We start from the raw sequence: 15884 nt of genomic DNA on the forward strand, positions 1-15884 counted from the left end.
GTTACGGCAACGCAAACTCTGCCTACAGTATAATATTCTATCACACCCCAAAAAGAGTGTCAACAAAATCGCCTGCGAACAACGCTCCCCCTAAAAACTTCCGTTAGCCAGCAGTTTTGCCCGGGCATAGGTACGAAAAACCTTAGTTATTTCCACCAGTACCTGCTCGCCGATATAGGTACCTGCGCCCTCGATATCAAGGACAAACCCGTGCAGGCGGGCAATTCCGTCATAAGGGTTAATCGCATGAGGCTCTTCAACTTTGACCTCCAAAATTTGCCCAACTTTAACCGGCACCGCTAACTCATCAATTTCCCGCTGCGCAAATATCCCGCGGACCTGGAAGTTTTCCAGGTGAAATCCTTCAACCCCCTTGATAATTAACTGTTTACCCGTTCGTCGTTCTAATTCCCGGAGTTGCGAACCACCACTCCCAATCAACAAGGAAGCCACCGTCGGGTAAGCCTCAACGAGAATCGCCGGGGCATCGGTCAGCTCGGCCAGGGCCATGATCCTTTTCTTGGCTTGAATCATCACCGTCTCTTCAGACAAAACGCGTCCCTTGCCTTCACAATAGGGACAAGCTCTTTGCAGTATACTGTCAAGGCCCTGCTGGACTTTTTTACGGGTCATTTCTACTAGTCCCAGCTGCGTGAGCCCAAGGATTTTAGACCTGGTTTTATCTTTGCTGAGTTCCATCTCCAATGTCTTCAATACCTGGGCCTGGTCCTCAGGGTTATCCATATCAATAAAGTCGATAATAATAATCCCACCGATATTACGCAGGCGCAGTTGCCTGGGAATTTCCACCGCAGCTTCCAAATTGGTCTTTAACACGGTATCAGCCAGATTGGTGCTCCCTACGTATTTTCCCGTATTAATATCAATCGCCGTCAGGGCTTCGGTTTGGTCGATCACCAGGTACCCACCGCACTTGAGCCAGACTTTTCGCTTGAGGGCGCGGTCCAGTTCCAGATCCAGACCGTACTTTTCAAACAAATCCTGTTCGACCAAAAATACTTTGTTCTTTAAGTTAGGGCTCTCTATTTCCAGCCACTCCTGCACTTTTTTATAGGCCCATCGGGAATTGATCAGGAGACGGTCAACATCATCAGTAAAAATATCACGCAATATCCGCTGAATTAACTCCAGTTCCTTGTGAATTAACTGAGGTGATGGGCCGACCTGACTGCGCTGCTGAATACGTTTCCACAGTTTGACCAACCCTCTCACTTCCAGTTCGAGTTGCTCTTCCCCCACGCCTTCGGCCACCGTACGCACGATCAGTCCCATACCGGCCGGTTTCACCTTTTCCGCCAGGTTCTTAATCCGCTCCCGTTCTTCTTCATTTTCGATTCGGCGCGAAATCCCTATATAATCAACTGTTGGCATTAAAACAAGGTAGCGGCCAGGGATGGTTATGTGCGTAGTCACCCGCGCCCCTTTTGTCCCAATCGGTTCCTTGGTAATCTGGACTAAAATGTCCTGGCCCACTTTCAACACATTGCCGATGTTTACCCTCGGTTCCCCCCTTGTTTTTCCCGGCTCCTCATCAGACTGGCGCAACGGAATAGCATCTTCAACGTAAAGAAAGGCATTCTTTTCTAACCCGATGTTGACAAACGCCGCCTGCATCCCTGGCAGCACATTCTCTACACGGCCTTTGTAAATATTACCAACTAAGCGGTGGTCGACCGCCCGCTCAATAAAGATCTCCACCAGTTGCTGGTTTTCCATGACCGCCACCCGGGTTTCGCCTTCAAATACATGTACGATAATCTCTTTCAACATGCTAAACCGCCTTTCCCTGATCCACTGACCTTAGCTGGTTAGTTCAAGCGGAGAAACTAGTTTATCCGCTCCGATATATAGGCCAGTCCGGGTAATTCGCCATCCTTCAGTCTGGACTGATAAACCCGCGTAATGCTTAATGGCCTGGATTACCTCTTCCGGCCGGACATTCCCCTGGCTGCCGGTCCGCAGGAGCATGTCCAAATCAAGCCTCCCGTTGTCAATCCGACCAGCTAAAGCCAGAATTCCCGGCCGGATATCAACTTGACGAACTCCCTTCTTGGAGTCGCGTTCAATGACCAGGCTCTCCTGGGCCAATATCTTCTGGATCGCTGTCTGTATTTCGTCCGGCGTATTTGACGTCAGCAGTGCCACCCTGACGTGATAACGGGCGCAATCAATAACACTCATCAAAGCTGGGGCATTAGTCGGCACCAGACGCACTTCTCGCAGCTCCAGTCCCGGCGGCAGCTTTTCCTGCCATCGGGCTTTCAACTCCTGTGGCGGTAGCTCCGAAAGTAATTCGACATCTAAATACTCATGTTCCCCCGTAATTCCTACCGGTAAAACTGAGCCAAAGGAAACCTTCGGGTGAGGATTAAAACCTCCTGATAGAGCGAGAGGTAGGCCGGCTCGACGGGCCGCCCGCTCCAATGTCTTGGCCAGGTCGAGGTGGGAAATATACGCTACCGGCTGGCCTTTGGCATACTCAACGCGATAACGCGGCAGTTTGTCCACCCCCTTTTAACTGAACATCCACTTCCAGGGTAGGACATACCCCACAGCCGGTACAGGCATCATAACGGCAATCAGCGGTAACAATACCCGCCAGGGCCTGTTCATGCTCACGCTGCAGATACCTTTTCGAGACACCGCTGTCAATATGGTCCCAGGGAAGCCTTTCTGAGTATGGAATCCGCCGCTGGGCATACCAAACGGGGTCAAGGCCACACTCAGCAAAGGCCGCCATCCAGTAATCCCACTTAAAATGTTCGGACCAACTGTCAAACTTACAACCTTTCTGCCAGGCCGCTGTTAACACCCGTCCCAGTCGGCGATCTCCCCGGGCGAATACCGCCTCTAAAAAGCTTAAAGAAGGATCGTGCCAATTGTAGGTGATTCGTTTATCTCGCAGTTTCTGGCGCAGATAATCCTGCTTTTCCTGCAAAACAGAAATCGGGTCCTGCCCTTCCCACTGAAATGGGGTGTGGGCTTTGGGGACAAAACAGGAAGTGCTCACCGTTACCTGAATCCTCTTCTTAATGTGCCCCCGCTTCTGCCAACTGGTGCCCAGATCAGCTACCCGAAGGGCAATATCGGCAATTCCATCCAAATCGGCCCGTTCCTCGGTAGGTAAGCCGACCATGAAATACAACTTGACAGCTGACCAACCGGCGGCAAAGGCCGCATTTGTTGCCTGAAGCAGATCATCTTCGGTCACATTCTTGTTGATTACGTCGCGCAGGCGTTGGGTCCCGGCTTCGGGAGCAAAGGTCAGCCCGCTTTTTCTGACTCGCTGGACCTCCTGCGCCAAGTTGACTGAAAAGGAATCAATCCTTAAAGAAGGCAGTGAAATACTTATCCCATCTTTCTCATAATCATTAAGCAACTGTTTAATGAGTGATTCAATCGCGCAGTAATCACCTGAACTTAAAGAAGTCAGGGACATCTCCTCATAGCCGATGCTCTTGACCAGTTCTTCAGCCTGCCGGCGGAGAATCTCCGGCGAGCGTTCCCGCACCGGGCGGTAAATCATGCCAGCCTGGCAGAAGCGGCAGCCGCGCTGACATCCCCGAAACAGTTCTAACATGATGCGGTCGTGGACGATTTCCATAAATGGAACGATCGGCCGGGTTGGAAAGTAGACTCGGTCCAGGTCAGCAATCACTCGTTTTATTACTCGAGGTGGAACCATCGGTTCCCGTGCCTTTACCTCCTCAACCTGCCCATTTTCTCCGTAAGCAACCTGGTAAAAGGCTGGGATATATACCCCCGGAATTTTCGCCAGCCGGCGAAGCAATACCGCTCGGTCAGGCCGGCCCGGCCGGCTACTCTTGAGTTCCCGAATCGCGCCGAGGATTTCCAGCAGGACCTCCTCACCTTCGCCGATAACAAAACAGTCAATGAAATCAGCTAATGGCTCGGGGTTAAAAGCACACGGACCACCAGCAATTACTAACGGGTCGTCGTTTGTCCGGTCGGCACTTCTCAAGGGGATTTGCCCTAAATCCAGCATATTCAGGATGTTGGTATAACTCATTTCGTACTGTAGCGTAAAACCAATGAGATCAAACTCACGCAGCGGAGCATACGACTCCAAGCTAAAGAGGGGCAACCCGCGTCGTCTTAATTCTTCCTCCATGTCCACCCAGGGAGCAAAGACTCGCTCCAGCAAAAAATCCGGCTGCTCGTTGACCAATCCATATAAAATGCGGAGACCCAAATGGGACATACCAACCTCGTACAGGTCAGGGAAAGCAAAGGCCATCTTGACTGGGGTCTTTTCCCAGGACTTATGGACCGTATTCCATTCAGTCCCGATATAGCGAGTTGGCTTGGTTACTTTCGACAGAATCTGGTCAGTTAGTATACTGCGTAGTGGCAACCTCAGTCCCCCTATGCTAATAAGTGTTAAACTTGATTATTTATGATGTTTTCTTTTTTCTACATTGTTCTGTTTATTCCTTTTATTTCTATCCTCATTATTATGCCCTCATCATTTCATGAATTAACCTTGTTCCCCCGTATTAGCTCAGCGATGGTCCGGTGACTGCCCAAACCAAATATTTGATCAATCACCTCAATTTCTGTGAGCGTTGTCATTAATCGGCCGTTTGGCTCAATTACCGCAATCAAGTGAAATTTATTGGGAACAAAAGTCTTCACGATCTCCTGCAGGGGGACGTTTTCACAAACCGCCAGTTGTCTCACTTCTAATACCCCTCTTTGCGCCAGTTCTCGCTTCTTGCGCGTAAGGTGACGCCAGAGCAAGTAAATGGCCAGATTCTTTTCTCTGGTTGCCGCATAAAAAAGGAAGCCGGCCAGCAGCAACAGGTGAAATTGACTGATGTCCCACGCAAAAATTAACCCACCAAGACCAGCAAAAACCACGCCGAGCAACTGGCCAAGTCCCGCTACTTTTTCCGTCGCCCGTTTCCAGCCAAGCCTTCTGGCCAAGTATGCGCGGTAAATTCTCCCTCCATCTAAAGGCAACACTGGCAAAAGATTAAACAAGCCCAGGACCAGATTGGTGTAGAAGCACCAGGGAAGCAGGGGATGCTCGGTCAGGCCGAACCGCTGGAGTGACCAAGCAAGTCCAGCCATAAAAAAATTGCTCATGGGCCCGGCCAGAGCAATGTACGTTTCGACCACTAGATCGGCATCGAAAAGATCGACGATTTTGGCAACTCCCCCAAAAGGCAATAACTCGATTTCGACAACTTTCAAGCCGTAACCTCGCGCCACAACCACGTGGGCCAATTCGTGCAGGAATACCAGAGCAAAGATTGATAAAACTTGGGGAAACTTACCTAGCCAGATATAAATAAAAATCAGGAGCAAGAAAAAGTTGTTGAAGGTAACCTGCACCCCCAACGCCTTGCCCAGCTTCATGCCATCTTTCCTGCCTCTCTTTCTTTATGCTCCCTTGCTGGCATACCAACCGCTTGTCTCTCACTTCTAGCCTTCGGGGAAAATACTAGACCTCTGCTTTATTTTGTAGCTGATCCCCTAAGCTGGGCCAAAGGATCAATCAGGCGACCGTCAATCCTCATCTCAAAGTGCAATTGGGGACGGTCAACTGCCCCGGTCTGGCCGACTTTAGCAATAATATCTCCCTGGGCTACCCGGTCCCCCGGCTTGACCAGAATCTCCTGACAATGGGCGTAAAGTGTGAAGACATTCTGTCCATGATCAAGTTGGACCAGCCGTCCTAAATTTTTATCCTCACCTACCTTGATCACTTCGCCCGCTAACACTGCGCGAACAGGTTTACCCAGACTCGTGTCAATATCAATTCCTTCGTGGAAGCGCTGCTGGTTATCGATGGTTGACACATACCACCCAAACTCGCGGCTAATTTTTCCTGCTGCCACGGGGTAGATCATTGGCTGTTTGACCATAGTCGACTTTGCTTTTGCTTGGATAGAGAATACTGGTCGTTCACTATCCGACTCCCACAGCATTGTCTGAGATAATCTTTGTAGCCACGGGGTTAGATCGTAGTCTGCCGAGAACGCATAGGCAATTCCAGCTTGTACCGGTCTGGCCCATGAATAATCCAATCGGGAAAAGGCAAGCACCAATACGAAGATTCCACCGCAGATCAGTGAACGGACAATCTGTTTATTTTTTAGCCAGTGTTTCGGCCAAACCCGGGACCACGAAGAAGGAAGAGGAAGTTGTCCGTCATTATACGGCCAGGTCAACTTCAACGGGCTCCTTTCCAGCATCCTGTAGTTCTGCTTAAAATATATGCCGGATTTGGCAAGATATGACTGACGTACCCCATTTCTCGGCCAAATTGATAATACCATAAAAGACGAAAGGCTTAGCTTCCGTCCTAGTTTTTAAAGATACGCTTCATCTTCAATACTGGAATATTGGCGATCAAGGCCACCGAATTATCAGAATTATTGAAACTAACCTCCAGGGCCGATTGGTCTATTTCCATGTACTCGGAGATCACCCGGATCAAGTCTTCTTTTAGGGCTTCCAGCAGTTGGGGTGATACGTTTACCCGGTCGTGAACCAAAACCAGTCGTAGTCGTTCTTTGGCCACGCTTTTGCTCCCGGTATTGGGGTCTTTTCCAAACACCCGATTTAAGAACTCTAACAACGTCCTTCCCCCTCTCCCTTAACTACTTACTGCTCCTAATACCTAAAAACCGCATCAATTTGTCCACCAGGCCATCGTCCACATCCAGGTTCATTAAGGGAATTTCTTCACCCATAATTCGCCGAGAAATGTTGCGGTAAGCTTCGCCGGCTCGAGAATTGGGATCGAGTACCGCTGGCTCACCACGGTTGGTCGAGACAACGATGGTTTCATCTTCGGGAACCACGCCTAAAAGATCGATAGCCAGGATATCAATCATGTCATCGATATCCATCATATCGCCTTTTTTGACCATTTTAGGTCGAATCCGATTGACAATCAACTTGGGTTCGCGCAGTTCAGCCGCTTCTAGCAGACCAATGATCCGGTCAGCGTCACGGACAGCAGATACTTCTGGGGTCGTGACAACGATCGCCCGCTGTGCCCCGGCAATGGCATTCTTAAAACCCTGCTCGATACCGGCTGGACAGTCAATGATTACATAATCGAACTCCTTTTTGAGTTCTTCACACAATTCTTCCATTTGCTTGGGACTAACTGCTGTCTTCTCTTTGGTCTGGGCGGCTGGTAACAAGTACAGCCCGTCAAATCGCTTATCCTTAATTAATGCCTGTTTTAAACGGCAGACCCCACTGGTGACATCAACCAGATCATAAACAATTCGATTCTCCAGACCCATAACCACGTCCAGATTACGCAGGCCAATATCCGTATCCACCAGAACCACCTTTCGGCCAAAACTGGCCAGAGCCGTCCCAATGTTGGCTGTGGTAGTAGTTTTCCCTACTCCCCCCTTACCCGAAGTGATGACGATTACTTCACCCATTATGTTTCCTCCCTCTTCAAATTAAAGTTCGATTCCTTTTAGTACTTTTCGATTACGACCATGCCATCACGAATCCGAGCAATCTCGGGCTGGTCAGGTTCCGGGTACTCGCCATCAGGAGCGCGAGTGATATGGTTTGCAATTCTTAATTGAGTAGGCTTGAGGCGAAACGCGGTCACTATCGCCTGCTCATTGCCCGTAGCCCCAGCATGGGCTACTCCCCGAAAACATCCCATCACCACAATGTTTCCACTGGCAATTACTTCTGCCCCCGGATTAACATCACCCAAAATAACAACATTCCCTGGATACTGAATCGACTGGCCAGAGCGCAGTGTTCGCTGAATCAAGACCGTATTCTCATTCGCGATTTCTTGTTCCTTCATCCAGTCCGTGAGGTCATCCCGGCGATATCCCATACGGTTATCAATCGGGTTATCTGTCGCGGTAACCACTTCCGGTGTGGTCTGTTTCACTGCGTCCTTGGCCCGGCGCTTGACTGCTTTCTGGGGCTTCTCCGCTGAAGAGGCAGATTTCACTGCCACGTTTTTACGGCCATTACTACTCTGTTCAACAGAACTGGCGCCATCAAGTGAACGCGCTGAACCAGTTGGTCCCCCCAGAATCCGTTTCAATGTTAGACCAAACTCCGAACAGATTTGCTGCAGTTCACCCAGTTCGACTTCAGACAAGGACTGAGCCCCCAGGTCAATGGTCACCGACGCCCCTGTTAGAAAGTCGTCAGCTTGCCGGAGCCTATCCCGCAATTTTGTTTTCAGGTCAGCAAATTTTCCTTGACTGTTCAGGCAAACCAGTAAACCGTCCTTAGTTCCTTTAAGTATTATCTCCTCTTTTTTCATTAGAGCTTGAGCTGCCCCCCACTCGCCAGATTAATAGTCTTCTAGCTTGTCCGTCTAAAAAAATTCGCCACCCACTGACTAATTCCTTCATTTGGCAAGAAAAAAACGAGGTCTTTTTTCCTCGTTTTTCCTCGTTTATGCCGCATTTTATTTATTTTTCCTTCAGAATCAGACAATGATGTCGAGAGGTTCATGATCATGAAAAAGTGGTAAGCCCACTGGCTCAGATAGTGTCGTATGAACAACACTTTTACGGTGCCCGTTCCCTGTTAACTGGCGGTACAGAAGGCAACGGAGCGGCTGGCGGTAAACCACCGCTTGTTGGAGCATTAGTTTGTCCGGGCTGAGTCGGACTGGATTGAGCAGTTCCGTCACCCTCTTCCGGCGGAACCGGTGGGGTAACCTCACCTGGCGGGATTTGCTCAGGCGAACCACCAGTCGGCGGCACTTCATCACCAGTCACCGATGCTGGCGGCACTTCCTTAGGGAGGCTGGCCGCCGGGTCTTTCTTCAGGCCAAAATACTCTTCGAAAACGGCTTTAGCCAAATAACCGGTAGACTCACCCCCGTGGTATCCATACTCGATAATCCCTGCAAAGGCAATCTGCGGGTTGTCGTACGGGGCGAAAGCCACAAACACCCCATGGAAGTCACCCAGTTTATCATCGCCCTGTCGGCCGGTCTGGGCAGTACCCGTCTTGGCCGCCACTTTTATGTTATCAGGGAAATCCTTAAACAACCAGTAGGCTGTGCCTCCTGGCTCCGTCACCGCCAGCATGGCCCGTCGCACCTCAGCCATGGTCTCTGGCGTGACGGAAACCTTATTCAGCAGAGTCGGCTCAAACTGCTTGATCACTTTCCCATCCGGAGCTACTACTCGGTCCACCAGGTAGGGCTTCATCCTTTTCCCGCCGTTGGCTAATGTAGCCACGTAGTTCGCCAGCTGAATGATCGTGTAGTCATTGTTTCCCTGACCAATGGACATGTTAAAAGTATCATACGGCTTCCATTCGGTATAGAAGCGGTATTCTTCCCGATAGGCCGCTTCCAGGGCCTGCCGTTCCTTTTCTTTTTGCTTGAGCAGTTTTTGCTTTTCTGCATCCGTGGCCGCTTGTTGCAAAGCCGTCTGGTAAGTAGCGTCAAGGTTGGCAAATTTCTTTTGGTACCGGTCGTTAATCAGTTTACTGTTTAGGTCCTGTTTCCACTGCGGTGAGGGTAATAGTCCCTTGACTTCCCCGGGCAGGTCAATCCCGGTTTTGGAGCCCAGGCCAAATTCCGACGCCACCTTGACAATGTTATCAACACCAGCCAGCCGGCCTGCTTCCTGGAAGTAGGTATTGCACGAAACGGCCATTCCTCCGTAGAGGTCACGTCGTCCATGCACCCCCCAACAGTTAATGTACGGCGGTAACCAGTACTTCCCCGTACAATTTACCAAAACCGTTTTCGGGTCAACAGCTTTCGAATCAACTGCCGCCATGGCAGTAATAGGCTTAAACGTCGAACCTGGCGGGTAACTGGCCGCGATGGCCCGGTTTAAGATGGCCGGTGGTTTGGTACGAAAATAGAAGTCAACCTTCTCTTGCGGAATCGGACCAATGAAATCATTGGGATTAAGCGTCGGCCGGCTGACCATGGCCAAGACCCCACCCGTTTTGACATCCAGCACAACTGCCGTCCCCGCCTTGGCTTTAGGATACTTTTTCTGTACCCGGGCCAGGGTCTCATCCATGCTTTTCTCCAGGGTTTCCTGCAGCTTTGCGTCCAGGGTCAAGACCAGATTATTGCCAGGGACCGCCGCCAGGGTAGGTAAATCTTTTACTCGGCGACCCTTTACATCCACTTCCACCTGACGTGCCCCGTCTTTTCCACGCAGGTAAGATTCATATGTCTTTTCCAGCCCATCTTTGCCAATCATGTCTCCCATCTGGTATTCACCATCGGGCATCGCCTCCAGTTCTTTGGCACTGATCTCCCGGACGTAGCCCAATAAGTGACCGGCCAGAGTTTCTCCCACCGCGCTCGTTCCCGGGTAATAACGCACTGGTTCAACATCAATATAGACCCCGGTCAATTCCTGTCGGCGTTCTTCAAGCCGGACCATGGTTTGCCAGTCGATATTTCGTTTAATTACTAACGGCTCATACGGTCGCAGTTTAGGGCTTTTCAACTGCTCCTTAATTGAATCCACAGTAATTTGCGGGTCCTGCAGCACCTCAACCAGACGGTTAATGACCCCTTCTTGCTCCTTGGTCCCCAGGTTAGTCAAATATACCGTGTAAACCAGGCGACTCTTGGCCAGAACCTGGCCGTTACGGTCGAGAATTTCACCCCGTGGGGCATGAACCGCGATCATGCGGATGCGGTTGTCCTCCGACTGCATTTTCCACCGGCTGGTCTGGACAAGTTGTAACATGGCCAGGCGCAAAAGCATCACGCTGAACACGATGATAACCATTATCCAGTATACTTTTAGTCGATGTTCGATCTGCTTGGTAATCATGTGTCCCACCCCTATACAATAAAACCATTCCGATCTGTCGCTACCAGCTTTGGGGTACCGACCCTCTATCAATTACTGCTTCGCTCTGAACATCCCGTTCGCGCAGAACCGATAGAATTTTCCGTACACAAAGGGAACCAGAACCGTATTGTAAACCGCTGAGTAAAGGATGAGACTGCGCAGCCAGCCAGCCACAAACAGATGTAATCCGGCCATCCAACCGAGCAAAGCCATCAACAGGGCATGAAAAATGGTACCAACGAACACCGCGCCTATCGGTACCAGATAATTCTCTTTAAAGACCTTCCCCTCCAGTTGACCAGCCACCAGCCCGGTTAAGAACAGCGCCAATGCGTTGAGCCCCACGTGTCGACCAGCCAGGATATCCAGCAGTATTCCCGAAAGGGCCCCAAAAACCGCTCCCCAACGCGAACCCCGGAGCAAGCTCATCAGGATAACCCAGATTAAAACTAAATCAGGCTTGACTCCACCAATTTCAATCACTTCAAAAACAGTCGATTGGAGAAGTATGCTGCAAAACACCAGGAAAAATAACCTGAAATAAAGCAATCGGTACACCCCATCTTCGGCGACATTTGTTGGCAATATTGGTTTCCAACACATTATGGTACCGCTCTGGATCTCAGTTCCCGTTTGAGAACAAAGACCTCTTCCAGGTGATTAAAATTGACGTTGGGCCGCACCAGAGCATATTTCAAGAGGCCGCTCGGCTCCGCCTCTCGGCCTACCTCCACAACCGTCCCAATCGGCAAGCCGCCGGGAAAAATCTCGCTCAAGCCAGAAGTAATGACTGTATGACCAACCTCCAGCGGTTCATCATAAGCAATGTGTTTAATCTGCAAAAGCCCATCCCCGGCACCCTCAACAATACCCGGGGTTCGCGTGTCCTGCATGAGAACAACTGCGCCAACGGCTCCCTCACCATCAGTGATAAGCAGGACTTCCGCTGTATTCTGGCTGACCGCATTAATTCGCCCCACCAATCCCGCCCCCGTTATAACGACCATATTTTTGGTCAATCCGTCCCGGGCTCCCCGGTTAATGGTTAAGGTGCTGTACCAGTTGGAGGGGCTGCGGGCAATCACTCTCGCTGCCAGAAGCTCGTACTGAGCGGCGTTGGACTCTTTAAACCCCAGCAAATCTCGTAAGCGCTTTAATTCCTGTTGTTCTTCACGTAACCGGTTGTTCTCGAGGCGCAATTGATTATTTTCGGCGATTAGCGCATCGTTTTGTTGTTTCAACTTTTCTTTACTGATAAATATTCCCGTCAGGTTGTTAACACCCCGAATAACCGCACTAACCCCGCCTTGCAGCGGGGTAAATGCACCTCGAACAAAATTACTTAAGGCGGCGACTCCTGGCCGATCTACGGCAGTATATCTCATCATCGCCAGCAATCCACCCACAATCAGTACGATGATCACTACCGCTTTAGACCAATGCGCCCGGCTCAAATTTTTCACGCCCTTCTAACTAACTTTCTTGGGGTTAATTAACACGCGCTTCAAAAAATCGATGTTTTCCAAAACCTTACCGGTCCCCAGGGCTACCGCCGAGAGCGGTTCCTCGGCGATATGCACGGGCATCCCGGTTTCCTCAGCGACCACCTGATCCAGGCCACGCAGGAGGGAACCACCACCGGCCATCACAATGCCTCGGTCCATAATATCAGCCGCGAGCTCAGGGGGGGTTTTTTCCAGACAGATCTTGATCGCCTCGATAATGGCTCCCACCGGCTCGGCCAGGGCTTTCTGAATTTCCTCGGCTGTAATCTGCACCGTCTTCGGTAAGCCAGTGACCAGGTCCCGACCACGAACTTCGTAAGTTTCGAGCTGACCATCCCAAACAGCCGAACCGATTTTAATCTTGATATCTTCCGCCGTCCGTTCACCGATTAAAAGATTGTAGTACTTTTTCAAATGATTAATGATTTCTTCATCCATTTCATCTCCGGCGATGCGGATCGACTTGCTGTTCACGATCCCCCCCAGGGAAATAACTGCAACTTCCGTCGTCCCACCCCCAATATCTACGATCATATTGCCCGTTGGTTCATGTACGGGAAGACCGGCGCCAATAGCCGCCGCCATCGGTTCCTCGATTAAATAAGCCTCCTTCGCTCCAGCCTGCAGAGCCGCCTCCCGGACGGCTCTTTCCTCGACCGCTGTAACTCCTGAAGGCACGCTGACAATCACCCGCGGCCGAAATATAAAACTTCGTTTTTTTAAAGCCTTGGTAATAAAGTGTCTGAGCATGGACTGAGTAACATCAAAGTCTGCGATTACACCATCCTTCATCGGTCTAATCGCGACTATGTTGCCTGGCGTCCGCCCAATCATTTCCTTCGCTTCTTCGCCCACTGCCAGTACCTGGCCGGTATCCCGCTGAATTGCCACTACTGACGGTTCCCTGAGAATAATTCCTTTCCCGCGTAAGTGCACCAGGGTATTGGCCGTACCTAAATCTATGCCGAGATCTTTAGCAAATATCATTGGTCCAACTCCTTCCCAACTAATTATATTGAACTTTATTAAATATATCAACGCATATGGAATAGGTTATCCGGACCAATATTTGTCAACTAATAATTCCCTTCTCTTTCAGGCTAATAAAGCAACCATCGCCAATAATGATATGGTCGAGCACCTCGACGCCCAAAAGCTTACCTACCTCCACGATGCGTCTGGTCACCTCCAGGTCTTCTCGGCTGGGGGACGGGTCCCCACTGGGGTGATTATGCACAAGCACAATCGCCGCCGCAGAGCGGCTGATCACCGTACGAAATAGTTCCCGGGGATGGACCAGGGATGAGTTAAGACTTCCTATAGAAATTGTATCAATCCCGACCACCTGATTCTTGCTGTTTAAAGCAATCGTGCGAAAATGCTCGCGATCCAGGAAGCGCATATCGTCCATCACCAGGAGGCTAACATCCTGAGGCGATTTAATGACAGGTCGGATCTCCGGCGATACCGAGGCGACACGGCGTCCCAATTCAACCGCCGCCTTAATCTGCGTCGCCTTGGCCAACCCGATTCCGCGATACGCACTCAGCTCCTCGACGCTCGCCTCGGCGAGAAAGCGTAAACCTTTTGGTTGGGCCAGGAGTTGATTAGCTAATTCGAGGACCGTTTCGGTCGGGGTGCCAGTCCGTAACAAAATCGCCAGTAATTCACTATTGGATAAAGATTGTGGCCCATACTGGGCCAGCCGCTCCCGCGGTCGACAGTTTGCTGGCAGGTCTTTCAGTGTATAGCGGTACTCCATTTCCCTTATCATACTGGATAACCCCCTACATCCCCCAACTAGTTCGGACGATTAAGCAAATCCACCCCAAAGTGTCGCAACATCTCGGCCAGTTTCGCTAGCGGCAACCCAACCACATTAAAGAAACACCCTTCAATCCGGCTCACCAGTAGAGAGCCCAGGCCTTGAATCCCGTAAGCGCCTGCTTTATCGAGCGGTTCACCGGACCGTACATAAGCCCAAATTTCTTCCTCGGTCAAGGGACGAAAATATACTTCCGTTTTTTCCGCCCCGGTCAGAACTTCACCAGTCGCTGCATTAACTACCGCCACACCAGTCACCACGGTATGGCTTTTACCGCTTAACTGCTGAAGCATAGCCACCGCCTCATCTGGCGAGGTTGGTTTACCAAAAATATGCCCATCAGAAATAACCAGGGTATCCGCGGCAATCACCAGGCCCTCGTCTTCTCCCAGGGCAACAGCCTCAGCTTTCCGCCGAGCCAGTTCCTGGACCAAAGTTTCTGGTGACTGGCCCGGGGTAATCTGCTCATCAACTTCACTGACCATAATCCGAAAATTTATACCTAATTGTTCCATTAGTTGTGCCCGTCTGGGTGATGCTGAAGCTAATATGATCTTCACTTTTTTCAATCTCCTAAAGGCGACGGTAGACTACAAAGGCTAACACAAAGCCTAAAACCGTCATAATATTCAATTTCAACAAAAACCCGAAGGTAATTTTCAACACGTTGAGGTCAAGGGTCACTGAGGGCAAACCAATAGTTTCGCTCTGTTTGAGAATGGTCCAGTTGGGGAGGAGTTTTCCAAAAGTCTCACCTAACCAGGTCCCAACAATGCCACCAACAACAAAAAGTATCAACAATACCCAGGGACTTTTATAATTCTTGTAGCTCATCCTTCTTGCCTCCTGTCTGATGTTAGATTAGGAGTGCAAAAATCTAATGCTTATCTTTCCCCACGCCCCTAATCCTATTCTCTAGCACTACTGAGGGGTAAATATCTATGACAAATAACGCCTTCCGAGCAGAAGACGTTATCAATCAACAAGCCCGTTAAACTTACCTGTTCCTTTGGTAGCCAAGGTAGAAACTTAAGATTTCGAGATTAACTGAAAGATCCACGTGGCGGATAACCACATCATCAGGAACATTTAATACCCGGGGCGAGAAGTTTAAGATCGCCCGCACATTAGCCGCTACCAGTTCATTTGCTGTCTCCTGGGCTTCATCCGCTGGAACCGTGATGATGCCAATATGCGCGTTCTGCTTGCTTACCACTTCGCGGAGTCGGTCTACACCCATGATCTCCACGTCCGCTAATTTTTGACCAATCTTCTTGGGGTCATTATCAAAGATCCCCACCACCTTGAAACCACGCTCGAGGAATCCGCCGTACATTGCCAGAGCCGAACCAAGTTTACCGGCACCAACGATCACCACATTCCATTGGGTAGTCAGACCAAGGATCTTCATCAAATGACCATAAAGTTCAGAAACATTATATCCTACACCCCGGGTACCAAATTCGCCAAAGTAGGCTAGATCTTTGCGTACCTGGGCTGACCCAACACCCACTCCTTTTGCAATTTCACCTGATGATATCGTCACGATGCCTTTTCGTTCAACCTGAGCTAAAAAGCGTGAATAAACAGAAAGGCGTATAATTGTCGCTTCTGGTATTTTCAGGGTTTTCAATAGGTTCCCTCCTTTTTTTAGTCATTCATCCTAAAGATTAGGAAAATTTAAATTTATATATATACTACTTTAGCCGAGAAAAA

16 protein-coding genes and 1 other annotated feature (1 of these 17 cut by a window edge) are annotated in these 15884 nt (G+C 50.0%); all 16 genes read right to left on the minus strand.

The annotated features are described in order from the left end of the window. Positions 1 to 13: a sequence feature (ribosomal protein L21 leader region), on the minus strand; it reaches 62 nt to the left of the window's first position. A 77-nt stretch (positions 14 to 90) separates the two neighbouring features. Then, positions 91 to 1791 carry an Rne/Rng family ribonuclease gene (locus HPY81_07055; GenBank protein ID NPV27194.1) on the minus strand — a complete coding sequence of 567 codons (1701 nt, stop codon included), beginning with the start codon at positions 1789 to 1791 and terminating at the stop codon, positions 91 to 93. Between the two features lie 30 nt (positions 1792 to 1821). Next, a complete protein-coding gene (locus tag HPY81_07060; GenBank protein NPV27195.1) occupies positions 1822 to 2529 on the minus strand; it encodes a DUF2344 domain-containing protein in 708 nt (235 codons plus the stop codon). Beyond that, complete coding sequence (locus tag HPY81_07065) at positions 2501 to 4411, minus strand: TIGR03960 family B12-binding radical SAM protein (protein NPV27196.1); 1911 nt, start codon at positions 4409 to 4411, stop codon at positions 2501 to 2503. Before HPY81_07065 ends, HPY81_07060 begins: the two co-directional genes overlap by 29 nt. Before the next feature lie 101 nt (positions 4412 to 4512). Next, positions 4513 to 5403, minus strand: coding sequence for a peptidase M50 (locus tag HPY81_07070; GenBank protein NPV27197.1), 891 nt, complete (start codon positions 5401 to 5403; stop codon positions 4513 to 4515). Positions 5404 to 5501: 98 nt separating this feature from the next. Further along, complete coding sequence (locus tag HPY81_07075) at positions 5502 to 6242, minus strand: M23 family metallopeptidase (GenBank protein NPV27198.1); 741 nt, start codon at positions 6240 to 6242, stop codon at positions 5502 to 5504. Positions 6243 to 6352: 110 nt separating this feature from the next. Next, a complete protein-coding gene (minE, locus tag HPY81_07080) occupies positions 6353 to 6628 on the minus strand; it encodes a cell division topological specificity factor MinE (GenBank protein ID NPV27199.1) in 276 nt (91 codons plus the stop codon). A 22-nt stretch (positions 6629 to 6650) separates the two neighbouring features. Beyond that, positions 6651 to 7454, minus strand: coding sequence for a septum site-determining protein MinD (gene minD / locus HPY81_07085; GenBank protein ID NPV27200.1), 804 nt, complete (start codon positions 7452 to 7454; stop codon positions 6651 to 6653). A 38-nt stretch (positions 7455 to 7492) separates the two neighbouring features. Next, positions 7493 to 8314, minus strand: a complete 822-nt coding sequence (minC, locus tag HPY81_07090; protein NPV27201.1) for a septum site-determining protein MinC — start codon at positions 8312 to 8314, stop codon at positions 7493 to 7495. 250 nt (positions 8315 to 8564) lie between these two features. Beyond that, positions 8565 to 10817, minus strand: a complete 2253-nt coding sequence (gene mrdA, locus HPY81_07095) for a penicillin-binding protein 2 (GenBank protein NPV27202.1) — start codon at positions 10815 to 10817, stop codon at positions 8565 to 8567. Between the two features lie 72 nt (positions 10818 to 10889). Continuing rightward, complete coding sequence (gene mreD / locus HPY81_07100) at positions 10890 to 11441, minus strand: rod shape-determining protein MreD (protein NPV27203.1); 552 nt, start codon at positions 11439 to 11441, stop codon at positions 10890 to 10892. Further along, positions 11441 to 12301 (minus strand): rod shape-determining protein MreC, encoded by an 861-nt coding sequence (gene mreC / locus HPY81_07105; protein ID NPV27204.1) that lies wholly within the window; start codon positions 12299 to 12301, stop codon positions 11441 to 11443. The genes mreD and mreC overlap by 1 nt, the downstream gene beginning before the upstream one ends. A 6-nt stretch (positions 12302 to 12307) precedes the next feature. Then, the gene (locus tag HPY81_07110) at positions 12308 to 13330 is read right to left on the minus strand and encodes a rod shape-determining protein (GenBank protein ID NPV27205.1); all 1023 of its coding nucleotides are present in this window, start codon (positions 13328 to 13330) and stop codon (positions 12308 to 12310) included. Between the two features lie 85 nt (positions 13331 to 13415). Then, a complete protein-coding gene (gene radC / locus HPY81_07115) occupies positions 13416 to 14105 on the minus strand; it encodes a DNA repair protein RadC (protein NPV27206.1) in 690 nt (229 codons plus the stop codon). 38 nt (positions 14106 to 14143) lie between these two features. Then, positions 14144 to 14683, minus strand: coding sequence for a septum formation inhibitor Maf (gene maf / locus HPY81_07120; protein ID NPV27207.1), 540 nt, complete (start codon positions 14681 to 14683; stop codon positions 14144 to 14146). 58 nt (positions 14684 to 14741) lie between these two features. Further along, positions 14742 to 15002, minus strand: a complete 261-nt coding sequence (locus HPY81_07125; GenBank protein ID NPV27208.1) for a DUF4321 domain-containing protein — start codon at positions 15000 to 15002, stop codon at positions 14742 to 14744. Between the two features lie 163 nt (positions 15003 to 15165). After that, positions 15166 to 15801: a redox-sensing transcriptional repressor Rex gene (locus tag HPY81_07130; GenBank protein ID NPV27209.1), complete on the minus strand. Its 636-nt coding sequence runs from the start codon at positions 15799 to 15801 to the stop codon at positions 15166 to 15168. Positions 15802 to 15884: the final 83 nt, after the last annotated feature.

It is taken from the genome of Bacillota bacterium (genome assembly GCA_013178045.1).
GTDB lineage: Bacteria > Bacillota > Ch66 > Ch66 > Ch66 > Ch66.